Consider the following 25,809-nt stretch of genomic DNA (forward strand, 5'->3'; position numbering starts at 1 on the left):
GTATCCCGCTTTCCCGGCGGCGAATCGCGCCCCGGGCGGCACGTCCCGGCGACGGCGCGGCCGTAGACTTTCGCGCATGCAGACCAGCCCCAGGCCTCCCGTCAGCCGCGCCGCAGCCGCCCTGGCCGAACTTGTGCGGTTCCGCACCGTGTCCTCCCGGCTGGACCATGAGGTGGACGCCGCCGAGTTCGAAGGATTCATCGCCGCGCTGGCCCGCCGGTATCCCGCCGTGCACGCCGCCCTCGACCTCGAACGCGTCAACGGCGGCGCGCTGCTGTTCCGCTGGCCCGGCACCGGACCGGATCCCGCTGCGCGTCCGTCGGTACTGATGGCCCATTACGACGTCGTCCCCGCCGGCGACCCGGAGGCCTGGACCCACCCGCCGTTTTCCGGGCACATTGACGGCACCCACCTGTGGGGCCGCGGCACCCTCGACGACAAGGGCCAGCTGGTCGCCGTGATGGAAGCGGCGGAATCCTTGCTCGAAGCCGGGTTCGCCCCCGCCCGCGACCTCTACTTCTCCTTCGGCAACAACGAGGAGACCGCCGGGGATTCCGCCGCCGCCGCGGCGGAACTGCTGGCCGGCCGGGGAGTGAAGCCCTGGCTGGTCCTGGACGAGGGCGGCGCCGTGGCCGGCGGGGCATTCCCCGGCGTGACCCGGCCGGCCGCCGTCGTCGGGGTGGCCGAAAAGGGGATCCTCGATGTGGAGCTGCTGACCCGGGACCCCGGCGGCCATGCCTCCACCCCTCCCCGGATGGGCGCGACGGCGCGGCTGGCGCGCGCCATCACCCGGATCGAGCGGAACCCGTTCCCGCAGTCGCTGCCGGACGTGACCGCGGAGACGCTCCGGCGGTTCGGCCCGCACGCCCCGGCGCCGCTGCGGGCAGTGTTCGCCAGGCTGTCCCTGTTCCGCACCCCGGTGACGCTGCTCTTCGGCCGGATGGGGAACGAGACCAACGCGATGACCCGCACCACCGTGGCCATCACCACCCTGGAGGGCAGCGCCGGGGCCAACGTCCTGGCCGCCACCGCCCGGGCCAACGCCAACATCCGGGTGGCCGTGGGGGAAACCGTCGAGGGGACGGTGGAGCGGCTGCGGCGGATCATCCGGGACCCCAAGGTGGAGCTGCGCGTGGTGGAAGGCAACGACCCCTCCCCGGTCTCGCCCTACTCCGGGCCGCAATGGGAACTGCTGGAGGCCGCCATCACCGCGGTCTTCCCCGAGGCGCTGGTCACCCCGTACATCATGATGGGGGGCACCGATTCGCGCCGTTTCACCGGGATCTGCGCCGCCGTGTACCGTTTCGCCCCGTTCTCGATGGACACCGAGGCGCGGTCCTCCATCCACGCCGTCGACGAAAAGATCCTGCTGGAGACCCTGGAGCGCGGCGTCACCTTCTACGAAACGCTGATCCGGGCACTCTAAGAGGCCCGATGTCCCGCTACGCTGGCACCATGACTGGGACGGACACCTTCCGGCGGCCCGCGGCCCGCGGCCTCCGGATCGCCGCCGCCCTGGCGCTCGCCGCCGCGGCGCTGGCCGGCTGCAGCGGCGACGGCAAGGGCACGCCCGCCTGGACGGCGGGCGGCAGTCCCGGGGCGAGCGGGGCGCCGTCGGACCCATCCGCGGAACCCTCCGCAGGCAACCCGACGCCGGGCGCCTCACCAGGGTCCACCGTCGCGGCGTCGCCGGGTTCGACGGCGGCGGCCTGGAAGGTCTTTACGGATCCGGAGAAAAAAATCAGTTTCGAGCTGCCACGGGAATGGATTGCGCAGTCGGTACCTCCGGAGCAGGGCACCCTGCCCGGCGCGCTCAAGATCGAGGTCAAGGACGCCGACGGCGGCTACCTCGCCACCCTGCAGACCGGCCTCCGGCCCCAGCCCGCCCCGGCCTGCGCGGACAAGGCCGCCAAACCGTACGTCGTGGTCAGCAGCGTCCCGGTCGAGCTGCCGCACCGCGGCGGCGAGGGCACTATCGACCCCCACGTGGTGTTCCGGGTGATCCAGGGCTACAAGTACTTCGGCTCCTACGGCATCACCAACATCGTCGGCGGCGCGGCAGGAAAAGCCTGCGTGCTGCAGAACCTGGTCCGCGGCCCCGAAGGCATGGGGGACTACTCCTTCGCGGACCTGACGGCGCTGAAGGCGTTCGCGCCCGACCAGAAGGTGGCGCCGGCCAAGGCCTTCGACACCCTGGACCAGGCGGCCAAATACGTCAACGACGGCTCGGAATTCGCCAACGTCCAGCGGATGCTAATGTCTCTGGAGATCAAAAACTAGTCCCGCACCGCCCGCCGCCCGCACACCATCGGACCGGCGGGGGCGACGGCGACGCGACCCGCCGCTACCTCACACCCCGGAGATACATGCACCGCTCTGTAGCCGCCCGCCTGGCCTTCAAGACCGTGGCCGACACCAAGGTCGCCCTGGCGGTGTCCGTGGCACGAAACGCCGGCTACAGCAGCTTCGTGGAGTCCCTGTCCGTGACGGCAGGCGGCGAAGATGTCCCGCTGACCGAGCTCTCCGACCACCACGGCGGACGGTTCCACTACATGGAATTCGCGGAGCCCGCCGACGTGCTGGTGGAGTACACGGCCGCCGTCTCCGGGTCCGCCCTGCCGGAGGAACCCCGGCTGATGGAACTCATCCGCTATGTTCGGCCGAGCCGCTACGCCGAGTCCGACCGGCTCCTGCCCACCGCCTACGCGGAGTTCGGCGGGCTGCAGGGCGAAGAGCTGGTGCATGCGGTGCGCAACTGGGTCTTCAGCGAGCTGCGCTACATCAGCGGCTCCTCCCGCGGGACCGACGGCGCCGTCGAGACGCTGCTGCACCGCCGCGGGGTCTGCCGCGACTTCGCGCACCTGGCCATCTCGCTGCTGCGCGCCAAGAACGTTCCGGCCCGGCTGGCCGCCGTGTACGCCCCGGGGCTGAATCCCATGGACTTCCACGCCGTGGCCGAGGCCCATGTCAACGGTGCCTGGCACGTCATCGATCCCACCGGTCTGGCACCGCGGGAGAGCATGCTGCGGATCACCGCCGGCCGGGACTCCTCGGACACCGCGTTCCTGTCGACGGTGGGCGGCAGCCTGTCGCTGACGCAGATGCAGGTGACCGCCGTCGTCGACGGCGACCTGCCGGATGAGGATCCGACGAAGCCCGTCACCCTCCACTAGCGGCCGGAAACCCTGCAGCTCAGCGCGCGGCCACCGAGGCCCGCAGCTTCTCGGTGAGGCGCAGCAGTTCCTGCTGCTCGGCCGCCGATAGCGCCGGGCCCACGAGGGCCGCGATGTCGCGGACATGTTCCCGGCCGATCTGCTTCTGCAGGTCCAGGCCAGCTTCGGTGAGCCGGACCAGGACGCCACGGCCGTCGTCGGGTGCCGGCATGCGCTCCACGAGGCCCCGCTTTTCGAGCCGCTCCACCAGCCGGCTCAGGCTGGACTGGCTCAGCAGCACGTGGTCGTTGAGCTCGTTCTGGCGGAGCCAGCCGGACGGGCAGCGCGACAGTGTGAAGAGCACGTCGTACTCGTTGATGGCGAGGCCCTTGAATGCCGGGCCGGCTTGCAGCCTGCGCATCACCGCCACCTGGGCGCGGAACAGGGATTCCCAGGTTTCGGCGGCCAGGCGCACCGGGGATTCGGTCCTGGTGGCCATCACGCGCCCTGTGTGCCGGCGGGGCTGGAGGTGGCGGCGGCGGACTGTCCGGCTGCGGCGAGGGACGCCGCGACGCGGCCGGCATGGGTGGGCGGTTCGGGCACGTGGGCCGGGGTCTTCTCGGCGTATTCCTTGCGCAGCACCGGCAGGACCTCTTCGCCGAACAGGTCCAGCTGCTCCAGCACGGTCTTCAGCGGCAGGCCGGCGTGGTCGATCAGGAACAGCTGGCGCTGGTAGTCGCCGAAGTATTCACGGAAGGTCAGGGTCTTTTCGATGACTTCCTGCGGGCTGCCGACGGTCAGCGGCGTCTGCGAGGTGAAGTCCTCGAGCGACGGGCCGTGGCCGTACACCGGGGCATTGTCGAAGTAAGGGCGGAACTCCTTGACCGCGTCCTGGGAGTTCTTCCGCATGAAGAACTGCCCGCCGAGGCCCACGATCGCCTGATCGGCCTTGCCGTGGCCGTAGTGCTCGTAGCGTTCGCGGTAGAGGCCGATCAGCTGCTGGTAGTGCTCCTTGGGCCAGAAGATGTTGTTCGCGAAGAACCCGTCGCCGTAGTAGGCGGCCACTTCCGCGATCTGCGGCGTGCGGATCGAACCGTGCCACACGAAGGGGGCGACGCCGTCGAGCGGGCGCGGGGTGGAGGTGAAGTTCTGCAGCGGCGTGCGGTGCTTGCCGGACCAGTTGACCGTGTCCTCGTCCCAGAGGCGGCGCAGCAGGGAGTAGTTCTCGATCGCGAGTTCGATCCCGTCTTGGATGTTCTTGCCGAACCAGGGGTAGACCGGGGCGGTGTTGCCGCGGCCCAGGACCAGGTCCACACGGCCGTCGGCCAGGTGCTGGAGCATCGCGAAGTCCTCGGCGATCTTCACGGGATCGTTGGTGGTGATCAGCGTGGTGGCCGTGGACAGGATGATGCGCTCGGTCTGTGCCGCGATGTACGCCAGTGTGGTGGTGGGGGAGGAGGAGAAGAACGGCCGGTTGTGGTGCTCGCCGATTGCGTAGACATCCATGCCGATTTCTTCGACCTTTTTGGCGATCGCCACGGACGCCTTGATGCGCTCGTGTTCCGTGGGAGTGCGGCCCGTGGTGGGGTCGGTGGTGATATCGCTGACGCTGAATACGCCGATTTGCATGATGTGCCTTTCCGTGGCCGGAGACTTCCGGGAGCTGTTTCCTACTATATCCGATGTACATGCATTTGCATCTATCGACCGGTACAACGCCCGCCGCGTCCAAATATTCCCCGCCCTGCCGCGGCCCGGTTTCCCGCCTGTGGCCAAGTGCAGGCCTAGGATGCAATCAATCGGCTGGCCTCCAGGTGCTCAGCCCGCCCGGAAGGTTGCCATGCGCCGCGTCCTCGCTTTTCTGTGTCTGGTCGAGATCACCAGCGGGATCCTGCAGGGCTACTACACACCCATCCTCACCGACATCGCCCGGCACCTGGACATCCACGACGGCGACGTCAACTGGTTCGAGGCCGCGCAGCTGACGGTCAGCGCCCTGGCCGTCCCGGTGCTGGCCAAGCTCGGCGACATGTACGGGCACCGCAGGATCCTGCTCGTCTCCACGGTGCTGACCGCCGCGGCGTCCTGGGGTGTGGCGCTCGCGCCGGACTTCTGGACATTCCTGGCGGCCTGGTCCCTGCAGGGCTTCTACGTGGTCTGGCTGCCGCTGGAGATCGCGCTGATCTTCAGCCGGGTGCACCAGCTGCCCGACGGCGCCGCCCGCACCCGCCGCGCCGCCGGGCTCCTGGTCGGCGCGCTGGAATTCGGCGTCATCGCGGGCGCCCTGGCCGCGGGAGCGCTCGTGGAGGTCCTCGCCGGCCAGCTGCGGCTGGTCCTGATGATCCCCGCCGTGGCCGTCACCGCCTGCTGGTTTGCCATCCGCTTCGGTGTCCCGGAGTCCACCGAACGCAGCGGCGGACGGGTGGACACGCGCGGCTTCAGCCTGCTCGCCGTCGGACTCCTCTTGATCACGTCCGGGCTGACCTTCATGCGGCTCAACGGCCCCGGCGCGTGGTGGCCGTGGGTGCTGGTGGCCGCCGGCATCCTGGTCTTCATCCCGTTCACGCGCTACGAGCTGCGCCGTGAGGATCCGCTGGTGGACATCCGGATGCTGCGCAGCAAGTCCATGTGGCCGGTCCAGCTGACCGCCGGGCTGTTCGGTGTCTCCGTGCTGGGCGCGCAGGCCCCGCTGTCCACGTTCGCCCGGACCGACCCGGCCATCCACGGCTACGGGCTGGGCCTGCGCGCCGGCCAGGTCTCGATCATCATCGGCGTCTATGTGCTGGCACTGCTGGTGGGTGCCCTGCTCTACCCGCTCGTGACGCGGCGGCTGACCCCGCGCTGGACGCTCGTCTGCGCAGCGGTACTGGTGGGCGCGGGGTATCTGCTGTTCCTGCCGTTCCACGGCAGCCTTGCCGAGGCCCTGGTCAACATGGCCATTGCCGGCATCGGCTCCGGCGCCCTCGTTGCCGCGCTTCCCTCCGCGGCGGCCGCCGCCGCACCCCTTAATCGGACCGCGATGGCCACCGGCCTGACCAACACCACTAAAACGATCGGCGGAGCCTTCGCATCCGCGGTGTTTGGCATCGCCTTGCTCAGCCACGTCCTCGGCGAGGCCGGGGCCGTTACGGCCGGGGCCGGCGAAACCGCGGCGCCGCTGGCCGGGTACCTCACGGTGTGGGCCGTCTGCGGCGTGACCGGCCTGGCCGCGGCTTGCGTGCTGCTCCTGGTGCCGAGGCTGGCGTTTTCCGACCCCGCGCCCGCCGCCGTCCCGCTTCCCACCGGCTCGCACTAAACCGGTTAGCACTAAGTGAGGCCGGGTTTTCTCTGGAACGGCCGGGGCGCTATCTTCTTAGCCTGGAGGATGCCCACATGACGCTGAGACTGGGACGGACCGCGGCGGCACTCGTGGTTGCCGTCAGCCTGTTGTCGTCCGGTGCACCGCCCGGCGGCTGGAACCAGGCAACGGTCCGGACGCGGCAAGGTGGGCGCGCGGCTCTACGATGCAGGCTGCGGCATACCGGAGAAAACCCTGGTGACCATCGGTGACGACTGCGCGCTCAACGAAGGAACCGTCCTCCAAGGCCACTCCCTGGAAGACGGGACCTTCAAATCCGGCCGTATCGTCCTGGCGCCCACGCCCCGCGCCGCGGCAAAGCGGTCCGGAACTGACAGGACGCCGGCCGCCCGTCGGCTGCTATTGCGAGCCGCTGGGAACGCGCGCGTCCTCGGGAAGGTCGTCCGGGAAATCGTCCGGGACAGCCCCGGGGGCCGCCCGGCGGCCTCGGGCACCGGCACGTGCAAGGCCGGCATCTGCCCCGGCACCAGAACCAGCACCCGAACCGGCTCCTGTACCGGCCGCGGCCTTCGTCAGGGCCTTCCGCTCGCGCCGTCCCTCGACAAGCCGGTACAGCACGGGCACCAGGACCAGGGTCAGGGCGGTGGAGGAGATCAGGCCGCCGATCACCACGATGGCGAGCGGCTGTGAGATGAAACCGCCGCCGCCGGTCAGGCCCAGGGCCATCGGCGTCAGGGCGAATACGGTTGCCAGAGCCGTCATCAGGATCGGCCGGAGACGCTGGCGCGCGCCGTGCGTGATCGCGTCCGCCACGTTCATGCCGGGCTCGCCGTTCCGGGGCTGGCGGTACTGGTTGATGAGGTCGATCAGCACAATGGCGTTTGTTACCACGATGCCCACCAGCATCAGCATGCCGATGAGTGCGGGCAGGCCCAGCGGCACCCCGGTGATGAGCAGCAGCCCGATGGCGCCGGTGGCCGCGAAGGGCACCGAAACCAGCAGGATCAGCGGCTGGACGAGCGACTTGAACGTGGCCACCATGATCACGTAGACGATCGCGATGGCCGCCAGCAGCGCGAGGCCCAGCTGGCCGAACGATTCAGCCTGCTGCGTGGTGGCCCCACCGATTTCGGCGGTCACGCCCGGCGGCAGCTGGACGGTCTTAAGCCGGGCCTGCACTTCGGTGCTCACCGCGCCGAGGTTGGCGCCGGACGGCGTGACGGACACGCGTGCGGTCCGCTGGCCGTTGCTGGCGGTGATGGAGACGGGGACATCCACCTGCTCCACGGCGGCGATGCTGGACAGCGGCACGGGGCCGGCCGCCGTCGGCAGCGGGGTCCGTTTGACGGCGTCGATACTCGTGAAACGGGTGCCTTCACCGATGCGGACCGGGAAGTCGTTGGTGTCGATGCGCACGGTCCCGGCAGGGATCGGGCTGATGGTGGAGGCAAGCACGCCGGCTACTTGTTCCTCGGTCAGGCCCGCAGCGACGGCTTTGGCGCGGTCCACCTTGACCTGCACCACGGGCTGGCTGGCGGCCAGGTTCGTAGCCACCTCGGACGCGCCGGGGACGCCGTCCATGGCCTTGACCATGGCGTCGCTCGCGGTCCGCAGATCGGCGGTGGTGGCGGCCTTGAGGGTGATGTCCACGGTCGACGACGTGCCGAATCCGCCCTGCTGCGAGCCCACCGTGATTTTGCCGGAATCGGGGATGCCGGCGAGCTCGCTGCGGACGGTGTCCTTCAGCTGGGCCTGGTTGGCCTTCTCCTCCGTCACCACGGTGAAGGTGGAGTTGGAGGCGCCGGAGGACAGCAGCGCGGAGAATCCGGTTTGGGCATTGCCCGTGGTGACCTGAACGTCCTTGACGCCGTCGATCTCCCACAGGACGTCCTCGACCTTGACCGCGGCAGCGCTGGCTTCGGAGAGGCTGGTGCCGGCCGGGAGGGCCTGCCGGACGGTCATGCTGTTTTCGCCGGAGTTGCCCAGCAGATCGGTGGCCAGCAGCGGGGTCATGGCGGCGGTGGCGCCGAGGACCAGCACGGCCGCAATGAGGGTCACCACCGGGTGCTTCTGGGTTTTGGTCAGAATCGGGAGATAACCGCGCTGCAGGACGGTGCGTTGCTCGGCCTCGTGGGCCTTCGCCGCGATGTCCCGGGCAGTGGACTCCCGGCCGGCGGTGTCCCGGGCTGTCGCGTCCGGGGCTGTGGCGCTCCTGGCTGTGGTCTCACGGGCAGTGCCCGGGTTGTCGGCGGGGTTCCGCAGGAACCAGTAGGCCAGCACCGGCACGATTGTCAGTGAGACGAGCAGCGAGGACAGCAGGGCGATGGTGACGGTCAGCGCGAACGGCCGGAACAGCTCACCGGCCAGGCCGGCGACAAAGGCGATCGGCAGGAAGACGGCCACCGTGGTGAGGGTCGACGCCGTGATGGCGCCGGCAACCTCGCGGATGGACGTCTGGATCGCGGTGATCTTCGCCTCGCCGTAGCTCAGGTGGCGTTTGATGTTCTCAATCACCACGATGGAGTCGTCCACGACGCGGCCGATCGCGATGGTGAGGGCGCCGAGGGTCAGGATGTTCAGCGAGTAGCCCGTGGCCGAGAGCCCGATGAACGTGATCAGCAGGGACAGGGGAATGGAAACGGCCGTGACCAGGGTGGCGCGGACGGACATCAGGAACACCAGGATCACTCCGACGGCGAAGCCCAGGCCCAGCAAGCCCTCCGTGGTGAGGTCCTTGATGGACTTTTCGATGAACGGCGCCTGGTCGAAGATCGGTGTGAACCGGGCGTTGGAGCCAAGTTCAGCCTCGAGCTGGGGGAGGGCGTCCTTCACCGCATGGGAGATGCCGACCGTATCGCCCTCGGGTTTCTTCGTGACGGACAGGGCAAGGGTTTCCTTGCCGTTGGTCCGGGTGATCGAGGTGCGGGCGTCCTCGGCGATGCTGACGTCGGCGACGCTGCCAATCGTTGCGGCTTTGCCGGCGCCGCCCAGCGGGAGCGCCTTGATGGCGTCCAGCGAGTCCACCGGGCTGCCGATCTGCAGCGACAGCGTCTTGCCCTGGTCTTCGATGGTCCCGGCCGGAACCAGGTCCCCGTTGTTCGTCAGCGCCTCGCGGATGGATTGGATGCTGGCGCCGGAGGCAGCCATGGCCGCGGGCCGGGGGAGGATCTGGATGTGCTGGGTGGCGCCGCCGGTCACTTCGGCGCCGCGGACGCCGTTGAGCTTCTGCAGCTGCGGGACGGTGAGCCGGGCGAGATCGGCGTTCAGCTCGCTGAGGGGCTTGTCGGAGGAGACGGCGAGGAACACGATCGGGAAATCGCTGATGCTGCCCGCGATGGCCTGGGGCTGGACGTCGTCCGGCAGCGACCGCTTGGCGTTGGAGATGGCCCGGTCGATCTGGTTCCTCGCGCGGTCCAGGTTCGAACCATAGGTGAAGGCCAGGCTGATCTGGGAAACCCCGTTGCGGGAGGTGGACGACGTCGACTCCAGGCCCTCAACGCCTTTGAGCGCGGTCTCCAGCGGAGCGCTGATCTGCTTGTCCACGACTTCGGGCGAGGCGCCCGGCATCGAGGTGATGACCGTGATCTGCGGGAACTCGATGGACGGGATGAGCTCCTGCTTGAGCGAGGACATCGTGATCACGCCGAACACCGACGCGAAGACGGTGATCAGCGCGATCAGTGCCCGGTTTGCCAGCGACAGCTTTGCGAGCCGGAACATCTCATGGTCTCCTGATGGGTCGGCGGACGTTGTTCAACGGGATCTAAGCTGCAAAGCGATCAAGACGGCCTTAACCCGGAGCGGGCGTCAGCCGCGCGAGGCGTTGACCGTGTCCAGCTGGAGTGCCTTGGCGGTGTCGGCTTCAAGCTTGGCGGCGAGGTCCGGGTTCTCGTTGAGCTTGACGCCGTAGCCGGGCATCATCTCCTTGAACTTGGACTGCCAGCCCTTGAACTGCTTGGGGAAGGACTTCTGGAGCAGTTCGATCATGATGGGCACTGCGGTGGACGCGCCCGGGGACGCACCCAGCAGGGCGCCGATGGAGCCGTCGCGGCCGGCGATGACTTCGGTGCCGAACTGGAGCACGCCGCCCTTCTTCGGATCCTTCTTGATGATCTGTACACGCTGCCCGGCGGTGATGAGTTCCCAGTCGCCGTCCTGTGCCGCTGGGTAGTACTCGCGCAGGGCTTCCACCTTGGCACCGTGCCGCTTGGCGACTTCCTTGACCAGGTACGCGGTGAGGTCCATGTTGTCCTTGGCCACGGCCAGCATCGGGATGATGTTGGAGGGCCGGATGGACAGCGGCAGATCCAGGTAGGAGCCGTTCTTCAGGAAGTTCGTGGAGAAGCCGGCGTACGGGCCGAACAGCAGGGAGCGCTTGCCGTTGACGTAGCGGGTGTCCAGGTGCGGGACGGACATCGGCGGGGCGCCGACGGAGGCCTGGCCGTAGACCTTGGCGCTGTGCTGGGCCGCGAGCGTCTCGTCGGTGCAGCGGAAGAACTGCCCGGAGACGGGGAACCCGCCGAAGCCTTTGCTTTCCGGAATGCCGGAGGCCTGCAGCAGGTGCAGGGCGCCGCCGCCGGCGCCGACAAAGACGAACTTCGCGCGGATCGACCCGTGTTCGCCGGACGTGGGGTGTTTGATCGACAGGTCCCAGCCGCCGCCGGGGGCGCGCTTGATCCCGGAGACGTCGTGGCCGTAGTTGACCTCCACACCGTTGTTGCCGAGGTAGGTGGTCAGTTCCCGGGTCAGGGCGCCGAAGTCGACGTCGGTCCCTTCCGCGGCGCGGGTGGCGGCGATGCGCTGCTTCGGGTCGCGTCCCTTGACGATCAACGGGGCCCACTTGGCGATCTGGGCGTGGTCCTCGGAGTATTCCATCGAGCGGAACAGCGGGTTCGGCTTGAGCGCCTCGTAGCGCGTGCGCAGGAACTTGGTGTTGTCCTCGCCGATCACAAAGCTCATGTGCGGGACGGTGTTGATGAAGCCCTTGGGGGAGCCGATCATGCCGTTCGTGACCAGGTGGGACCAGAACTGGCGGGACAGCTGGAACTGCTCGTTGATGAGGAGCGCCTTGGCGGGGTCCACGGAGCCGTCTTTGGCGGCGGGGGAGTAATTAAGCTCACACAGCGCCGCGTGTCCGGTGCCGGCGTTGTTCCAGGGGCCGGAGCTCTCCAGGCCGGGCTCGTCCAGCTTCTCGAACAGGGAGATCGTCCAGTTCGGCTCGAGCTGCTTCAGGAAGGCACCGAGGGTGGCGCTCATGATGCCGCCGCCAATCAGGACGACGTCGGCATGTTGGGTCTTGGAAATGAAAGTCACAATCAGTCTCCGATTAGCAGCGGGTCTGGCTGTCACAGAATATCCCGCACCGGCCTCTTACTGAAATTGGCCCCGTCCGTCAAGGCTTTAGCTCCACCTTTGTGAAAACTTCGTTGAGAACGGGCGACGCCGGGTACTTCACCACCCGGTCGGAGAGGGCCAGGGCCGAGATCGGGAAAGCGATCGGCACGGCGGGGACCGAGGCGGCGATTTGGGCGTTGATGGTCTGGTACTGCTCCGTCCGCTCCTCGCCGTCGGGCAGGCCGCGGGCCCGGGCGATCTTGGAGAAGACCTGCGGGTCCTGGTAGCCGAACTCGCCGGTGTTCTCGCCGAAGAGCGGGCCGACGAAGTTGTCCGGATCGGCGTAGGAGCCGTTCCAGCCCAGCAGGTGGAGGGCGTGGTCCCCGGGGGACGTGACCTTCTGCAGGTAGCCGTCGGACCACTCGACGGGCACCGGCTTGATGTTCAGCCCGACGGCGGTCAGCTGTTTGCTGATTTCCGCGTAGACCTTTTCCGGCGTCGGAAGGTAGGGCCTGGTGACGTTCAACGGGTAGTAGAACTTCAGTTCCTGGCCGTTGTAGCCGGCCTCGGCGAGGAGTTCCTTGGCTTTCGCCGGGTTGTGGCCCAGGGCCGGAGCGTTGTTGTTGAAGCCGCTGAGCTTGGGCGGGACGAACTGCGTTGCCTCGGCGGTGTTGTCAATGAAGAACCTGCGGATCAGCGTGTCCTTGTCCAGGGCCATTTCGATCGCCTGGCGGACCTTGATGTTGCGCAGGATGGGCACTTCCTGGTTCATGCCCACGTACATGACGGAGAAGGGATCCCGCTGGACAATCTGCTGTCCGCGTTTCACCAGCTGGTCGAAGTTGCCGATGGTCACGGCGTCGTACGCGTCAATCTTGCCGTCCAGCAGGGCCTGCATGCGGGTCTGGGTGTGATCGTAGGTGACAAAGTTGATGGTGCCGATCTGGCCTTTGTCGCCCCAGTAGTCCTTGTTGCTGGCGAGGGTAATGCTGCTCGGATCCCAGGACTTGAAGACGTAGGGGCCGGTTCCCACCGGATGAAGCCCGTACGCGGAGACGGGCTGGCCGTCGCGGCTCTGGTTGAGCTCATCGGCGTTTTTGGACGCAAGGGCCTTGGGCGAGGAGATGGCGAAGGCGGGCAGCGTGAGGGCCTGCAGGAATCCGGTGAAGGGCTGGGTCAGGTCGATCCTGACGTTGTCCGGTGACAGGGCGGTGCATCCCTTGTAGATGGACAGGGACGCCTGATCGGCGTGGGCCTTGAAAACGCCCTTGAACGTGGTTCCGGGAGCCTGCTTCCGGAGCGCCTCGGGGAACTTGAACCAGCGGTCGAAGTTGCTGCAGACTGCGGCGGCGTCGAAGGCCGTCCCGTCCTGGAACGTCACCTTCTCGCGCAGTTTAAACGTGTAGGACCGGCCTTCAGCGCTGGTGGTCCACTCGGTGGCCAGCAGCGGCGTGGGCTGTCCCGTGGTCTGGTCCACGCCGACCAGTCCCTCCAGGACCTGGCGTGTGATCCGGTAGGACTCGATGTCGGAGACCACAGCCGGATCCAGCCCGAGCGGCTGGGAGGCCGTGCCGAAGTTGAACACCGCGCTGGGGGCGGCGTCCGACGAGCTGGGCGAGGCGGTGGCGGAGCCCGGGCCGGGGCCGGGGGTTCCGGTGCAGGCGGCGAGGGGCAGTGCCAGGAGCACGGCCACGCCGGCAGCCATGCGGCGCACTGCGCCGGTCCGCACTCCACTGGCGTGCGCACTGCCGGCCTGCAGTCTGCTGCGGCGCAGGGCGCGGCTGGGCACTGTACTTCTGGGCACTCGGTAATCACCTCGGGGGATTGGATGGACCGCCGGCTGCGGAACAGGCTCATTCTAGTTGACCCGCCCGGGCGGTAGCTGGGAGCCCAGTAGCGCCATCAGCCGCGGCCGAGTCCACAGGCGGCGGCAGGCAAAACGAAAGCCCGCACCAGGGGTGCGGGCCTTCGTTTCTCCCAGATGGTCCAGTGAGTCAGGCTGGAACCGGAGCAGGAGCGTTTAGCGGAGCCTACTTGGGCATCAGGACGGAGTCCACCATGTAGACCGTGGCGTTGGCGGTCATGACGCCGCCGCAGACCACGTTGGCGCCGTCAACCTTGAGTGCGTCCTTGGTGCCGGTCACGGTCACGGAACCGCCCTGGACCGTCTTGTGGGTGCCGACGATCTCGTCCGGGCTGATCTTGCCGGGGACTACGTGGTAGGTCAGGATCTTGCTGAGCAGGGCATCGTCCGTCTTCAGCGTGTTGATCGTGGCGGCGTCGATCTTCTTGAAGGCGTCGTCCGTCGGTGCGAAGACAGTGAATTCGCTGCCGTTCAGGGTGTCCACCAGGTCAACCTTCGGGTTGAGCTTGCCGGAAACTGCGGCCGTCAGTGTGGTGAGGATCGGGTTGTTGGACGCCGCGACCGCTACCGGGTCGAGGGCCATTCCGGAGACGGAGCCGGCGCCGCTGGGAACCTTCTCGGCGTAGGCGGCGCAGCCGGAACCGACGAGGTTGGCGGCCGGATCCATGGCTGCCGAGCTGGCGGACGGCGACGGTGCCATGCTCGATTCCATCGGAGCGGAGGCCGGAGCCGAGGAGTTGGGGGCCGCGGTGGTGGATCCGCCACAGGCGGTGAGGCTGAGCATGGCTGCAGCAGCGATTCCTGCTACGGAAAGAGTCGTGCGCTTGATGGTCTGCATTTCGGTTTCTCCTTTGTTGTGCCGATCATTGCCGCGGCGAACTGTTGCCGCTTTGGCCCTTTTCCGACTTGTGGGCACCGACCCTTGGTTGGTGTCTCAATGGGTATTCGCGGGCTGGGGGGAAACGGATGGGTGTGGGATGGAAATTCTTTTTGTTGGGTCGCTTTATGCCGGATTATGAGGTGGATTAGCGGCCGAATTGGGCCTGCTATTGGGTGATTTACGGCCGGACTGGCCCGGTTTTGCGGGGTTTCTGGCGGAGGTGGGTGCAGGCGCGGCGATTCGGGCCGCCAATACCGGGCCAGACCCGCAGGAAAGGGCGGCTAACCAGAAAGAGAGCCCCGGTCCGAAGACCGGGACTCTCTTTCTATGTGCGCAAGGGGGGACTTGAACCCCCACGCCCGAAGGCACAGGAACCTAAATCCTGCGTGTCTGCCAATTTCACCACTCGCGCGCGGCGCCGCCGTCTGTCGGGTCCTTCGACCGTCGGGGGCGGATGCCAGGCTCCATTGTACATTTCGCGGCACACGCTGCGGCGACTTATCGCGGGGCAGCGGTCGACGGCGGCCGGCGGGGGGTTCCGGGGGTGCGCCGGGCGGAGCGGGAACACCTACAGCCCGGCGACGCCCTTGCCGATCATGACGGCGCCAATGATGGCGAGGACGGCCGCGATGATGACGTTGTAGTAGCGGTCCAGCCAGGTCCGCACAGGTTCGAGGACCCTGCGCACCGGGGTGCCGATGATGATATACGCCACCACCGGGCCCACGACGGTAATCGTGGCGATTCCCGTATAGATGAGCACGGCGGCGGACACCATACCGGGCGGGAGCGAGGAGCTGCCGATCACAACGCCGGCCGCGATGCCGAAGATCAGTTCCTTCGGATTGATCGCGGTCACCAAGAACCCCGTCCGCAGGGCTTTCGCGGGCTTCATACCGTCAAGGGCCTGCATCCACCCGGGGGTCTTCTGTTCCGCTTCACTCTTAGGCCGCGAGCGGAACTTGGAGAGCGCCAGGACGACGAACGCCACGCCCAGCAAGAGGCGGATGGCTGCGCCGAGGCGTGTACCGCCTGACCCCTGCGTGGCAGCGTCGGACAAGGCGGCCACCGCAAGCACCGTGGCCAGGACCGCGAGGACCCGGCCCGCGGCAAAGGCGATGCTCCGGCCCCTGCCGTTCGGGGAAAGGATTATCGGTAGCACCGCTATGAGCGGGAGCGGACTGGCCGCCATGCCGATGGCCTGGGGTACCAGTTCCGCAATCAGTTCCAGCACGCTGAGGTCCAGTGCACTGATCCGTCGACGCGCTGTGCCCACCGCGGGCAGCGGAGCCCGCATCCGTCGTCGGCACCGGTTTCCTCCTCAGGATTCCGTATCCACTGGGTTCCAGGGCCTGATCCGCTCCATGAACCCGGAGGGACCTGGACTTTCAGCGAATGTAAGCCGGAGCGCGGCGTCGACACATCACCCAAGGGGTGAGTGCCGGCAGCCCAGTGGTCAGGAGTCTTCAGGCGTCGATTTTGAGGTCCCGGCGGAGTTTGGCGACATGCCCGGTGGCCCTGACGTTATATTGCGCGACGGCGACCTTCCCGTCGGGGTCCACCACCACCGTGGACCGGATCAGTCCCTGGTACGTCTTGCCGTAGTTTTTCTTCTCGCCCCAGGCCGCGTAGGCCTCGGCGACGGCGTGGTCCGGATCGGACAGCAGGGGGAAGTCCAGTCCTTCCGCAGCTGCGAACTTGGCCAGCTTGTCCACCGGATCGGGGGAGATGCCCACCACGTCGTAACCGGCCTGCCGCAGGGATGCCAGGGAATCCCGGAAATCGCAGGCCTGCTTCGTGCAGCCCGGGGTGGACGCCGCCGGGTAGAAATAGACCACGGTGCTGCGGCCCCGGAAGTCCGCGAGGGAGACTTCGTGCCCCTCGGCGTCCTTCAGGGTGAAAGCTGGCGCCGGATCACCGGGGATGAGTCGTTCAGGCAAGTTGTGCTCCTTCTCGGGGTGGACGCGGTGTGGCTTCTTGGTGGCGATATACCAGCCTAGTGAGAGTCGGTGGCCGCGCCGAATCGTACGCTCGCTATACTCTTTGGTATGCCTGATATGGATCGCTGGCCCACGGGCCGCCTATTGTCCACGGCAGCACGCCTTGTTGAACACTCCTGGAACGAAAAATTGGGGGCCATTGGCCTGACCCATGCCGGGGTCATCGCGATGGAAGTGCTCTCCGTCAACGGACCGATGACCCAGGCCCAACTTGCCCAATTGGTGCGCGTACAGGCGCAGACCATGGGCAAGACCCTCAGCCGGCTGGAAGCCCACGGCCATATCTCCCGCCAGCGCAGCGCCTCCGACCGCCGCAGCCACGTGGTGTCCCTGACAGACCGCGGCCGCGAGGCGGTTGCCCAGGCCGCAGACATGGAACGTTCCGTGCTCGCTGCCGCCTCCATCGATCCGGACGTCCTCAGGCAGGAGCTACAGGCGGTGGTCACCGAACTGGCCACCAAGATTTCCTCTCCTGAGGTGAAAGCAATCGTCGCTACACAGGATCCGAGCCTGCCCGTCGAGGCTAACTAGGCGGCCATTTCGCCGACGCACGGTGCCCGACGTCGAACATCCCGCCTTCGGTGCGGCGAGGCGCCCCTCCTCCGGCAAGTAGCCCGGTGCCCCAAACGAGTACAGATTACTCGTTCCGACTCGGGAGCTCCGGAGGAGCATTGGGCCCATGACTAGCTACGTTCTCGAAGCGAGATCCCTGGAACATCGCTGCCAGTGCTGTGGTGAATTTGCTGATGCCGTGTTCTGTGAAGGGTGCGACCCGCACCCCGCAGGCACCGAAGCATCAGCGCCGGCCGTGGCGGGACCACACGAGCACACCGGCAAAAGGCAATCCATTCCCCGTCGTAGACACTGATCCCGAGGCCCTTCGAGCCGCGTCCCGTGTCCCTCACCGGTGCGGGCCCCGACTGCGAATAGGCTCAAGGGATGGACACGAACCCGATTGCTGAGCTGGAAGGGCAGACCTCGATCAACGAGTTGCTCGACGAGCCCGTCGGGGCGTCACCGGTGCAGTTGGCCCTGCCCATCCACTTTCAACTAGCGGTTGCTGTCCGGCGCGGAGCCTGACGGCCGCCCGTGCGCGGGGTTCGTTTAGTCGCATCCGCCGCCACTGTCGCCGCCGCCACAGTCACCCGAGGAATCCCCGCCGGAGCTGTAGCCTCCGTCGCCGCCGTAGCCTTGGCTGTGCGACTTCGAGTTCCTCCTGCGGGGAGTGAGCACACCGAAGAGCAGCACGCCGGCGGCCTGCGGATCGCCTCCTGATGCGGCAAAAGCCTTCCGCCGGTTACGGCCAAGGAGCCACAGAACAGTCAGGAACAAGGCGAAAGATAGGGCCAGGCCGGCCAGCATCGCCGCGTCGCCCGAGGGGTCCGCAGTCTCCAGGTTGAGCGCCGTGGTCAGCATGCCGCCAAGGAACACGCCGGCAGGAATTGCGAGCAGCAGCCTCCGCGCCAGCGCCCAGCGAAGACTGGACACAGCCACGGGGAGCTGCTTCGGACGGGGGCCACGCGGGCTCTTGTAGCTGCGCACGACCATCTTCGACTTGCTCATGGCCGGCTCCCCGCCCTCACAGTTCCGGGTGCGTTGTGCAATTCATTCATTGATCCCCCAAAAAGCGTTCGGTACGTCACTGCCACGCAGTCTATGCGGCTCGACCACTTTAGGAGCCGCCTCGCTCGGGTCTAGTCGACCTTCGGCGGCTGGATTTCGCGGCCGTTCTCGCGCTTGTACACGACCAGGCCCCGAAGGCAGTGAAGCCTCCGAACGGGTTGTTGGCCAGCGTGGCCGGGATGATCTCTGCGTCATCCTCGGCGATCTTCGTCCAGAGCCCCTCGCCGTTGGTCGCAACCTTGGCGCAGGAGCCGGGAGCGAAGCGCTCCGGCCAGTCCTCCGGCTCCTCACCGGTCGTGATCACGAAGTCTTCGGGGCTCAATACAGGGTGGTTACTCAGGCACCTGATGTGTGCGGAGGGGACGCCGGCTCTTCCCGGCAGCCGGCGCCCCTGGCGTCAGAAGCGGAAAGACCAGACGGACGTTCCGGCGAGCCGGTACGTGGACACCGAGGCCTTGGCGGTGAACTTCACAGTCCTGCCGTTGGCTACCGCAAAGGTTCCGGCGGCCGTCAGTTTGCCGTCCACGTAGTAGGCGACCCCGGGCTGCTTCGGGATTGTGTAGCGGTTGGTGGCGGCGTTCATGGCCGGCTTGACCGGTGTCACTGCCCTTCGGAAGTCGAGTGTCCAGCTCGAGGTGCCGGCGAGCCGGTAGCCGGGGGCGGCTTTGGCGGTGACGGCAACCCGGCGGCTGTTGCCCTTGAAAGTGCCGGCAGCCACGGCTTTGCCGTCCACGAGATACGTCACGCCGGTCCGCTTCGGGATGGTGTAGGTTCCGGCTGCCAGGTTGGATGTGGGGGCCGCAGCGGTCACCGCCAGGGGTGCCAGATCGTAGGTCCAGGAAGCGGTGCCGGTGAGGATGTAGCCGGTGGCGGCCTGCGCCGTGATGATAACTTTCGTGGAGCTGGGGTAGGTGCCGGCCGCTTTCGCGGCACCGTTGACGAAGTAGCGGACGCCGGTGCGGGCCGGAACGGTGTAGGTCGCCCGGTCCCGGTTGAAGGCTGGGACGGCCGGGGTGACCTTGATAGCAGGCTGGGTGTAGTCGTATGACCAGGAGGTTGCCCCGGCTTCGAGCCGGAAGCCGGGCTTGGCGGCGGCAGTGACAACGACTTTTCCGGTGCCGGTGTAGCGCCCCGGAGCTACAGCTTTGCCGTTCAGGAAATACTGGACGCCTTGGCGGTCAGGGATCAGGAACAGGTTGCTGTAGTCCACGAAGAGCGGACCGGCCGCGGAGACGGTTTCGAGGCCCGGGTGGAGCACCCACTGGGACGTGCCGGTGAGCGTGTAGCCGTTGGTGGCCCGGGCGGAAACAGTGACGTCGACGGAGCTCTTGTAGGTGCCGGCGGGAACCGGCTTGTAGTCGATGAGGAACTCCACGCCGGGCCGCGCCGGTATCGTGTACGTTCCGGCTGCCTTGTTGGCGGTCGGGGCGGCCTGCACGGTGATGTTGACCAGGGGGACGGTGACGCTCCAGCTCGAGAGACCGGTCAGCGTGTGCCCGCTGAAGGCCCGGGCCTCGACCTTGGCAGTGTCATGGAAGGAATGGACGCCGGCCGGGACAGCGACGCCGTTGAGCAGGTACTGCACACCGGTGGTGGACGGGATGGTGACGGTCCGGGCGGTTTTGTCGAACACCGGCGCGCGGGGCGTGACCGGGGCGGACTCGAAGGTCCGGCTCCAGTACGACACGGTGTTGCTCAACCGGTACCCCGGTTTCGCCGTTGCGACGATGGCGTTGTATCCGGTGACGGCAGGGTAGGTGCCCGGGGCCTTCACGCTCTGGTCGTCGCCGGAGTAGAGCCGATACTCGACCCCGGAAGCGTTCGGAATCGTGTACGTGCGCTTCGCCGTATCCCAGGCAGGCTCGGGGGCGTTGACGATGACGACACTGCCTGCGCCGAGCTCGGGCAGGCCGTTGAAGAAGTCCCGCGGGCTGTTGTAGGACCCCGGGGGCACGACGCCGTCCTGGTAGCGGAAGTGGTTGGCGGTTGCGTAAATGCGGCCGTCCACGGAGCTGATGCCGATGCCCATGTACTGGTCGTCCGGGCGGGACATGTTTGCGTTGTGGCCCGGAGAGTTGATCCACAAGTTAACGAACCGCTGCCCGCTGGGGGCGTAGGTGTACCAGGCGATGTTCTCCGACGCCGACGTCCAGCCCTCAGGGGCGCCCGTGACGTAGTCGCCGTTGTGCGCGAACAGGCCGGTCGCCGCCATCTCATCGCTCCACTTCTGGGAGACGGTGGCGATGTTCACGTTGAATTTGAGCGGCTTCAGCCCCTTGGTCGCGCGGAAAGCGTTGATCCTGTCGAAGGTGTCAATGAGAACCTGCCGATTGCTCTCCTGGAACAGGCCAAGGGAGTCCGTCGATGTTGACTGTGTGGCCACGGGCACCGCAGCGGGCGCCGACGAGGCTCCGCAGATCGGGCCGGCCACCAGTGCTGCCGTGAGCAGCGATGCTCCTAGCGCTTTGCTGATTTTCAATTTTCCCCCAGAGATTCGTGCCGGACGAGCAGGTGTCCGGTCCAGACAGGATCCTACGTTGCCGCAGGTCAGGCAGGTAAGCGGCCTGCCGGCAGCCATGCGCAGGCTTCGGGGCCGTCGGACCCGGCGGGCATCGTCCGAGCCGCCGCCGCACACATGGCCCCCATGCCCAAGAAACCGAAAACACCAGCCCCTATCCGGCCCGATCTCATCGAGCCTCTCGCCGAAATCCTCCGCGGCCGCGGCCTTGACGTACGCCAATGGCCCGCCGACGAGGCGGCCGCCTACCGTGACAATGGCGGCTTCCAGGAGGGCGTCGCTGCCATCCAACAGGTCAAGATGTCCAAGTCCGCAGCAGCGATCGAGAAGACCTTCGAGGAGGTCGTCCGTGCCGTCGAACTCAAGGCCTACCTCGAGGGCGTCTCCGCCGCGGGCATAATGAAACCGGGCCGCCGTTGGACGACCCGGTGTTCTCTTCGTGGGCGAGGTATCAGCTCCACAGCAGCCGCAGAAAGTCCCATAACAGGCAGGAGTTGAAGCCTGGTCCAATCTTCGATTCGGTGCATCCGGCCCCAGTGTGAAAGGCCGGTCGATGACGTAAACGTCCGCTCTCAATCTCATGTGTACGGCCCCGAACATCTCTCTCTGTCTCTCCGCGGGCCGTGGAGTCCATGCGGCGAGGAGTCTGTTGGGTCGCCGACCCACCGGGCTCAGACGTTGCCGTTGGCCAGAATGGCCGCCAGCGCTCGACCTGGGTCTCCGTGAGATGGCTGAGAACGAAGCGGCAGTGTCACTGCCGGCCCCTCGGTCGTGGAACACTACTGGCCAGCTGGCTGGCCGTTCTGACCGGCAGTACGCGGCCGAAGACCCAGCCATTGCCCCAGAGAAAAGAAATGCGGGTAAAGACGCCTGAGTTCCCGCCTGACATGCGCCTACGCATGAATAATGGCGAGGGGGCGGTGAGTTGTGGGCTGGTCCTCATGCATTGACGGACAGACACTCGCCTAGAAGAAAGCTGGACCATGATCGAGGCATACGGCCTTACCAAGACCTACGGGAAGCGCACCGCCGTGGACGGCGTAACGTTCACCGTCCAGCCCGGGCAGGTCACCGGATTCCTGGGACCGAACGGCGCCGGCAAATCCACCACCATGCGCCTGATCCTGGGCCTGGACCGGCCAACCTCCGGCCGGGTGCTGGTCAACGGCCGCCCGTACGTGGAGCACGCGGCGCCGCTGAGAGAAGTCGGTGCCCTCCTGGACGCCAAGGCGCTTCACCCGGCCCGCAGCGCCGTCAAGCACCTGTCTGTCCTGGCCGCCACGCACGGCATCAGCCGCAACCGCGTAGATGAAGTCATGGCCATGACCGGAATTACGGAAATCGCCCGGAAGCGGATCAAGGGCTTCTCCCTTGGCATGGGCCAGCGTCTCGGCATCGCCGCCGCGCTGCTGGGTGATCCCAGAACCGTCATCTTCGACGAGCCGGTGAACGGGCTCGACCCCGAAGGCGTCCAGTGGGTCCGCAATCTGTCACGTCACCTCGCCTCCGAGGGCAGGGCAGTGTTCCTGTCCTCGCATCTGATGAGTGAGATGGCGCAGACCGCTGACCACCTGATCGTCATCGGCCGGGGCCGGATCATCGCCGATGCTCCCGTTGCCGAGATCCTCGCCCAAGGGCGGGACAGGTCACTGGTCCGCAGCGACCAGCTGGATGAGCTGCGGGCTGGCCTGGCCGCCGGCGGGATCGCGTTCCGTGAACTGGAACCTGGCCTGTTGGAAGTCTCCGGGGCCGAGCCCCGGAAGATCGCCTGGATCGCCCGTGAGCACGATGCGTTGATCCATGAGCTGACACCGGTCCGGGCTTCGCTCGAAGAGGCGTACATGGAACTGACCCGAGATGAAGTTGAATACCGTTCCGCCGCGCTGGCCGGGGCAGGAGAGGGAACCCGATGACCACCACTGCACCCGCCAGTCGCCGTGGCGCGGCAGCCGCCCGTCAGGACGGCGGAAAAGGGTTGACCTTCCTCAGAGCCGTGCACGCCGAATGGCTCAAGCTGACTTCGCTGCGCTCAAGCTACATCATCCTCACCATCTCCCTTGTCTGCATGGTCGGGGTCGGTTTGCTCAGCACGTTCGCCTTGACCGCCATGGTTTCCGGCTTTATTGCCATCGACGCCGAGCAGGGTGGAGCCGGACAGCAGAGCCTCGTGGATGAGTTCGGGATCATGGCCCGGGAGGTCCCTGCCGCCGGGACCGTCATTGCCCAGTTCCTGGTTGCCTCCCTGGCCGTCATGCAGATCGGTTCCGAATACGGTACCCGCATGATCACCACGACCCTCATTGCGGTGCCCCGGCGGATCACCGCAGTGCTGGCCAAGACACTCGTCATCGCCGGAAGCGCTTTCGCCGTCGGCGTGGTCGGGGCCCTCATCTCGTACGCGGTGGCCCAGCCGCTCCTGGAACCGCACGGCCTGAACTACCCGCTCATCGCAGACGGGGTCATCCGAGGCATCATCAGCGCTGGCGCCTACCTCGCTCTGATCGCCGTCTTGGGCCTGAGCATCGGGGCGCTGCTTCGCAACAGCGCCGGTGGCATCGTCACCATCCTGGGCATTCTCACCATCCTTCCGATCCTCGTTGCCATCCTCTCCGGACTGAACGACTCTTTCAAAGACCTCGGGCTCTTCCTGCCCACCTCCGCGGGCATGGACATGGTCGCGATACGCACTGCCCAGGACCATCTGACCCAAGTCCAGGGTGGCCTCGTCGTCCTCGCCTGGGCTGCGGTGGCCCTGGCCGGCGCGCTAGTGACCGTGAAGCGCCGGGATGCCTGATCTCCGGCGCCAGGGATAAGGCAGGGAGACCGCCGCGGGGCGCCCGCTATTCAGTTATGCGCAGCCTGCCTTGGCCGGTGCCGTCGGTCGCATGGCCTCCACGTCAAGCTCGAGGGCCAGCTTCTCGTGGGTAGTAAGCGGCCGCACCGCGCGCTCGAACAGCTCCACACCGGCGCCCCAGCTATCACAGCTGATGACCCGAAAACCGGTTCTAACCTGCGCAAAACCCCACCCCCTAAGAGTCGATGACCACGGCCGGATGCAGCCCGCCGCCGGGCAGGAACTGGAACCCCGGACAGAAAGTCCCGTCTCCGACTAAGACGCGCACCAGGCGGCGCATTACCGGTTCGGGATCCGCCGTGAGCAGCTCAATTCTGGCGCGGACCTGCTCCAGGGACGGCAGGGTGAACTCAGCCTCCAGTCCGGCCCAGAACTCCTCAGGAATCTCTTCGTACACCGGATGACCGTGCCCCGGGCATGAGAAAGGGCCAATTGCGCAACAGGCCGTTGCACAATTGGCCCTTTCCGGACGGGTCAGCGGATGAAGACCCCCGGCCGGGCATCTCCGTCGGCCAGGAAGAGCCGGGGACCTTCACCTTCGCGACGGCCATGATCACCGACCCCTTGTCTGCGGCCGTCAGCTTGTAGGTCGCCGCGGTCGCTCCCCTGATGGGCATGTAATTGCGGAACCAGGTGTACGTTGCCGCCTTGGGGGCCGCCTTCCAGGTCGCGGTCAGAACTGACCCGACCACGGCGTTGCCGGTGACGACCGGCATGGAGGCTGCGGGCCGGGTGGGCAGAACGGCCGCGCCTGAGGTTTGGGCCTCCATGATGGTGTCGGCGTAGCCCTTCAGTGAACCGGTGAGAATTACCGTCACCCGGGAGCCGAGGTCTGCCGGCGTGAGCGTGTAGATCCCAGTAAGCCAGTCCGGTGAAGGCGTCCACGTGTTCGTCAAGGCTCCCGAAGGGCCTGGCCGAAAGATCCGCGACGGCGAGCGTTGCATTGAGTTCTATTCGTCCGGCCGCTACATCTCGGTGACGGGAAACAACGTGAACCTTTAGGAGCTTCATGCACTGCTTGCCTGGCAGTGCTTTTGACCGTCAAAGCATTTTCCGTCGCCATCGTGGCTGGTTGGGTCCCCATTTAGGAGTCCAGTGCTGCTTGCGAGAGTTTCGTGTCCGAGAAAGCTCTTGACGACGCTCTTGGCGCGGACAGTTAATCAATAACCTTTACAACGGTCTCAGTCTTGCAGTAGCAGGAGGCTGGACCGTGTTCATCATTCGACGCATCATCGTGGGTATGTTGGCGGTTGTTCTCACGCTCGCGCCCATGGTCACCGCATCAGCGGCTGGCAATTCAACCTACGGGCCCATGACCGCACCAAACCGCGTGGGTCAGCCCGCGTGGTACACATCCTCGCAGTGGAACGGAATGAGGCCCGCGCAGTACGGGACGACCGACTGGTGGATCACCGGCGCACCCGCTGACGCGACGCCTGACCTCAAGCGCCGCAGTGAGATCAAGGTCGGAGCGTCGCAGGCGGCTGCGACGCTGTCTGCGCCCGGGAAGAAGACGCAGTGGAAGGGCTGGCTCAAGCCGGTCCTTGGCCCTGCGAAGAACGACGGGAGGTCATGGCACTCCCTGGTCCAGCTGCACGGTCCCGACAAGGATGGTGGTTGGCGCTACGCCCAGGTCGCGCTCCGCGTGGAGAACGGATACTGGCGCCTGTGGGGCGACGACGGCTCCAATGTCAAAGCATGGAGCATTCCGCTCATGCCGTACGTGGACGGCTACGCAACGTACGCGATGGTGACGTACCGTGCTGGCCCAGTGCAGTCCCTTGCGTGCGTCAGCCTCGACCCTGCGGGCGTTGAGGTCGGCAAGCAGACGTGGTGTCACGACGCCGAAGCGTGGGACTCCCAGTGGGTCGTCTGGCACAGCGGGCTCTACCGCGGATCGGGTAGCAGCACGCTCCAGCCGACGTACGAGCAGCGCGTCTATATCAAGGAACCGGTGGTTACCATCTACTGACCTCAGTCCGAGGCGGCCAGGGCATCGTCCGCCGGCGTAGGTCTCGGCTTCGTCCCGGGTGACGGTATCGGCTGCATCGGCCAGTTGAACCAGCGCGTCATCCTGGTCCAATAATGCCCACGTTGGGCAATCGTTCATACGGCGACTAAACGACGAGTAGGCCTGTTCTTAGGCAAACAAAAAACCGCTCCAACACCCGACTTTCGCCGGTGGTGGAGCGGTTTTTCTTGGTGGTGCACCCCCCGGGACTCGAACCCGGAACCCATTGATTAAGAGTCAATTGCTCTGCCAGTTGAGCTAGAGGTGCATCTGTT

23 protein-coding genes and 2 tRNA genes are annotated in these 25,809 nt (G+C 66.7%); 10 read left to right on the forward strand and 15 right to left on the reverse strand.

Annotated elements, in window-relative coordinates:
* The first annotated feature begins 76 nt into the window (after window positions 1–76).
* From ASE96_RS04090 to ASE96_RS04100, 3 genes are all read left to right on the forward strand, one after another.
* Window positions 77–1,426 carry a M20/M25/M40 family metallo-hydrolase gene (locus tag ASE96_RS04090; protein WP_056426268.1) on the forward strand — a complete coding sequence of 450 codons (1,350 nt, stop codon included), beginning with the start codon at window positions 77–79 and terminating at the stop codon, window positions 1,424–1,426.
* A 29-nt stretch (window positions 1,427–1,455) separates the two neighbouring features.
* Window positions 1,456–2,280 carry a hypothetical protein gene (locus ASE96_RS04095; RefSeq protein WP_056426695.1) on the forward strand — a complete coding sequence of 275 codons (825 nt, stop codon included), beginning with the start codon at window positions 1,456–1,458 and terminating at the stop codon, window positions 2,278–2,280.
* Window positions 2,281–2,366: 86 nt separating this feature from the next.
* Window positions 2,367–3,173, forward strand: a complete 807-nt coding sequence (locus ASE96_RS04100) for a transglutaminase-like domain-containing protein (RefSeq protein ID WP_056426271.1) — start codon at window positions 2,367–2,369, stop codon at window positions 3,171–3,173.
* A 19-nt stretch (window positions 3,174–3,192) separates the two neighbouring features.
* Here the strand turns inward: ASE96_RS04100 and ASE96_RS04105 are convergent, their stop codons facing one another.
* Together ASE96_RS04105 and ASE96_RS04110 are read right to left on the reverse strand one after the other, a co-directional pair.
* Window positions 3,193–3,651: a MarR family winged helix-turn-helix transcriptional regulator gene (locus ASE96_RS04105; protein ID WP_056426275.1), complete on the reverse strand. Its 459-nt coding sequence runs from the start codon at window positions 3,649–3,651 to the stop codon at window positions 3,193–3,195.
* On the reverse strand, window positions 3,651–4,781 hold the full coding sequence (locus tag ASE96_RS04110; protein WP_056426278.1) for an LLM class flavin-dependent oxidoreductase: 1,131 nt from the start codon (window positions 4,779–4,781) through the stop codon (window positions 3,651–3,653). The genes ASE96_RS04105 and ASE96_RS04110 overlap by 1 nt, the downstream gene beginning before the upstream one ends.
* Window positions 4,782–4,992: 211 nt before the next feature.
* On the opposite strand from ASE96_RS04110, the gene ASE96_RS04115 reads away from it, so the two are divergent.
* Window positions 4,993–6,447, forward strand: a complete 1,455-nt coding sequence (locus tag ASE96_RS04115) for an MFS transporter (protein WP_056426281.1) — start codon at window positions 4,993–4,995, stop codon at window positions 6,445–6,447.
* Between the two features lie 402 nt (window positions 6,448–6,849).
* Here ASE96_RS04115 and ASE96_RS04120 read toward each other — a convergent pair whose 3' ends face one another.
* The 7 genes from ASE96_RS04120 to bcp form a co-directional block, all read right to left on the reverse strand.
* Window positions 6,850–10,170, reverse strand: a complete 3,321-nt coding sequence (locus ASE96_RS04120; RefSeq protein WP_056426284.1) for an efflux RND transporter permease subunit — start codon at window positions 10,168–10,170, stop codon at window positions 6,850–6,852.
* 87 nt (window positions 10,171–10,257) lie between these two features.
* A complete protein-coding gene (locus ASE96_RS04125) occupies window positions 10,258–11,763 on the reverse strand; it encodes a malate:quinone oxidoreductase (protein ID WP_056426286.1) in 1,506 nt (501 codons plus the stop codon).
* Window positions 11,764–11,842: 79 nt separating this feature from the next.
* On the reverse strand, window positions 11,843–13,489 hold the full coding sequence (locus ASE96_RS04130; protein WP_056426289.1) for an ABC transporter substrate-binding protein: 1,647 nt from the start codon (window positions 13,487–13,489) through the stop codon (window positions 11,843–11,845).
* A gap of 325 nt (window positions 13,490–13,814) precedes the next feature.
* Complete coding sequence (locus ASE96_RS04135) at window positions 13,815–14,486, reverse strand: fasciclin domain-containing protein (protein WP_056426292.1); 672 nt, start codon at window positions 14,484–14,486, stop codon at window positions 13,815–13,817.
* Between the two features lie 372 nt (window positions 14,487–14,858).
* Window positions 14,859–14,940: transfer RNA gene (locus ASE96_RS04140), tRNA-Leu, on the reverse strand.
* Between the two features lie 156 nt (window positions 14,941–15,096).
* Window positions 15,097–15,762 carry a GAP family protein gene (locus ASE96_RS04145; RefSeq protein WP_235500097.1) on the reverse strand — a complete coding sequence of 222 codons (666 nt, stop codon included), beginning with the start codon at window positions 15,760–15,762 and terminating at the stop codon, window positions 15,097–15,099.
* 232 nt (window positions 15,763–15,994) lie between these two features.
* On the reverse strand, window positions 15,995–16,468 hold the full coding sequence (bcp, locus tag ASE96_RS04150; protein WP_056426298.1) for a thioredoxin-dependent thiol peroxidase: 474 nt from the start codon (window positions 16,466–16,468) through the stop codon (window positions 15,995–15,997).
* A gap of 117 nt (window positions 16,469–16,585) precedes the next feature.
* Here bcp and ASE96_RS04155 point away from each other — a divergent pair, with 117 nt between their 5' ends.
* Window positions 16,586–17,059: a MarR family winged helix-turn-helix transcriptional regulator gene (locus tag ASE96_RS04155; protein ID WP_056426301.1), complete on the forward strand. Its 474-nt coding sequence runs from the start codon at window positions 16,586–16,588 to the stop codon at window positions 17,057–17,059.
* 408 nt (window positions 17,060–17,467) lie between these two features.
* Window positions 17,468–17,608, forward strand: a complete 141-nt coding sequence (locus tag ASE96_RS19060; protein WP_156367482.1) for a hypothetical protein — start codon at window positions 17,468–17,470, stop codon at window positions 17,606–17,608.
* A gap of 24 nt (window positions 17,609–17,632) precedes the next feature.
* Here the strand turns inward: ASE96_RS19060 and ASE96_RS04160 are convergent, their stop codons facing one another.
* From ASE96_RS04160 to ASE96_RS04170, 3 genes are all read right to left on the reverse strand, one after another.
* Window positions 17,633–18,091 carry a hypothetical protein gene (locus tag ASE96_RS04160; RefSeq protein WP_056426303.1) on the reverse strand — a complete coding sequence of 153 codons (459 nt, stop codon included), beginning with the start codon at window positions 18,089–18,091 and terminating at the stop codon, window positions 17,633–17,635.
* A gap of 109 nt (window positions 18,092–18,200) precedes the next feature.
* Window positions 18,201–18,473 carry a hypothetical protein gene (locus ASE96_RS04165; protein WP_156367483.1) on the reverse strand — a complete coding sequence of 91 codons (273 nt, stop codon included), beginning with the start codon at window positions 18,471–18,473 and terminating at the stop codon, window positions 18,201–18,203.
* Between the two features lie 75 nt (window positions 18,474–18,548).
* Window positions 18,549–20,630, reverse strand: a complete 2,082-nt coding sequence (locus tag ASE96_RS04170) for a CAP domain-containing protein (protein WP_056426309.1) — start codon at window positions 20,628–20,630, stop codon at window positions 18,549–18,551.
* Between the two features lie 165 nt (window positions 20,631–20,795).
* Here ASE96_RS04170 and ASE96_RS04175 point away from each other — a divergent pair, with 165 nt between their 5' ends.
* The 3 genes from ASE96_RS04175 (at window position 20,796) to ASE96_RS04185 (ending at window position 23,463) form a co-directional block, all read left to right on the forward strand.
* Window positions 20,796–21,167, forward strand: coding sequence for a hypothetical protein (locus ASE96_RS04175; RefSeq protein WP_156367484.1), 372 nt, complete (start codon window positions 20,796–20,798; stop codon window positions 21,165–21,167).
* 485 nt (window positions 21,168–21,652) lie between these two features.
* The gene (locus ASE96_RS04180) at window positions 21,653–22,582 is read left to right on the forward strand and encodes an ABC transporter ATP-binding protein (RefSeq protein WP_056426315.1); all 930 of its coding nucleotides are present in this window, start codon (window positions 21,653–21,655) and stop codon (window positions 22,580–22,582) included.
* On the forward strand, window positions 22,579–23,463 hold the full coding sequence (locus ASE96_RS04185; protein ID WP_082492558.1) for an ABC transporter permease: 885 nt from the start codon (window positions 22,579–22,581) through the stop codon (window positions 23,461–23,463). Before ASE96_RS04180 ends, ASE96_RS04185 begins: the two co-directional genes overlap by 4 nt.
* Window positions 23,464–23,698: 235 nt before the next feature.
* On the opposite strand, the gene ASE96_RS04190 is transcribed toward ASE96_RS04185, so the two are convergent.
* The gene (locus ASE96_RS04190) at window positions 23,699–23,920 is read right to left on the reverse strand and encodes a hypothetical protein (protein ID WP_200912978.1); all 222 of its coding nucleotides are present in this window, start codon (window positions 23,918–23,920) and stop codon (window positions 23,699–23,701) included.
* Complete coding sequence (locus tag ASE96_RS19065) at window positions 23,901–24,419, reverse strand: hypothetical protein (protein WP_156367485.1); 519 nt, start codon at window positions 24,417–24,419, stop codon at window positions 23,901–23,903. Before ASE96_RS19065 ends, ASE96_RS04190 begins: the two co-directional genes overlap by 20 nt.
* A gap of 476 nt (window positions 24,420–24,895) precedes the next feature.
* Here ASE96_RS19065 and ASE96_RS04195 point away from each other — a divergent pair, with 476 nt between their 5' ends.
* Window positions 24,896–25,495, forward strand: coding sequence for a hypothetical protein (locus ASE96_RS04195; protein WP_156367486.1), 600 nt, complete (start codon window positions 24,896–24,898; stop codon window positions 25,493–25,495).
* Window positions 25,496–25,726: 231 nt separating this feature from the next.
* Here ASE96_RS04195 and ASE96_RS04200 read toward each other — a convergent pair.
* Window positions 25,727–25,802 (reverse strand) — tRNA-Lys (locus tag ASE96_RS04200).
* Window positions 25,803–25,809: the final 7 nt, after the last annotated feature.

Origin of the sequence: Arthrobacter sp. Leaf69 (assembly GCF_001422645.1) — a bacterium.
GTDB lineage: Bacteria > Actinomycetota > Actinomycetes > Actinomycetales > Micrococcaceae > Arthrobacter.

What these genes read in the sequence shown, in the direction of transcription:
- ASE96_RS04090 (WP_056426268.1), top strand. Translation starts at nt 77, where the DNA reads ATGCAGACCAGCCCCAGGCCTCCCGTCAGCCGCGCCGCAGCCGCCCTG.
- ASE96_RS04095 (WP_056426695.1), top strand. Translation starts at nt 1,456, where the DNA reads ATGACTGGGACGGACACCTTCCGGCGGCCCGCGGCCCGCGGCCTCCGG.
- ASE96_RS04100 (WP_056426271.1), top strand. Translation starts at nt 2,367, where the DNA reads ATGCACCGCTCTGTAGCCGCCCGCCTGGCCTTCAAGACCGTGGCCGAC.
- ASE96_RS04105 (WP_056426275.1), bottom strand. Translation starts at nt 3,651, where the DNA reads ATGGCCACCAGGACCGAATCCCCGGTGCGCCTGGCCGCCGAAACCTGG.
- ASE96_RS04110 (WP_056426278.1), bottom strand. Translation starts at nt 4,781, where the DNA reads ATGCAAATCGGCGTATTCAGCGTCAGCGATATCACCACCGACCCCACC.
- ASE96_RS04115 (WP_056426281.1), top strand. Translation starts at nt 4,993, where the DNA reads ATGCGCCGCGTCCTCGCTTTTCTGTGTCTGGTCGAGATCACCAGCGGG.
- ASE96_RS04120 (WP_056426284.1), bottom strand. Translation starts at nt 10,170, where the DNA reads ATGTTCCGGCTCGCAAAGCTGTCGCTGGCAAACCGGGCACTGATCGCG.
- ASE96_RS04130 (WP_056426289.1), bottom strand. Translation starts at nt 13,489, where the DNA reads ATGGCTGCCGGCGTGGCCGTGCTCCTGGCACTGCCCCTCGCCGCCTGC.
- ASE96_RS04135 (WP_056426292.1), bottom strand. Translation starts at nt 14,486, where the DNA reads ATGCAGACCATCAAGCGCACGACTCTTTCCGTAGCAGGAATCGCTGCT.
- ASE96_RS04155 (WP_056426301.1), top strand. Translation starts at nt 16,586, where the DNA reads ATGGATCGCTGGCCCACGGGCCGCCTATTGTCCACGGCAGCACGCCTT.
- ASE96_RS19060 (WP_156367482.1), top strand. Translation starts at nt 17,468, where the DNA reads ATGGACACGAACCCGATTGCTGAGCTGGAAGGGCAGACCTCGATCAAC.
- ASE96_RS04160 (WP_056426303.1), bottom strand. Translation starts at nt 18,091, where the DNA reads ATGAGCAAGTCGAAGATGGTCGTGCGCAGCTACAAGAGCCCGCGTGGC.
- ASE96_RS04175 (WP_156367484.1), top strand. Translation starts at nt 20,796, where the DNA reads ATGCCCAAGAAACCGAAAACACCAGCCCCTATCCGGCCCGATCTCATC.
- ASE96_RS04180 (WP_056426315.1), top strand. Translation starts at nt 21,653, where the DNA reads ATGATCGAGGCATACGGCCTTACCAAGACCTACGGGAAGCGCACCGCC.
- ASE96_RS04185 (WP_082492558.1), top strand. Translation starts at nt 22,579, where the DNA reads ATGACCACCACTGCACCCGCCAGTCGCCGTGGCGCGGCAGCCGCCCGT.
- ASE96_RS04195 (WP_156367486.1), top strand. Translation starts at nt 24,896, where the DNA reads ATGAGGCCCGCGCAGTACGGGACGACCGACTGGTGGATCACCGGCGCA.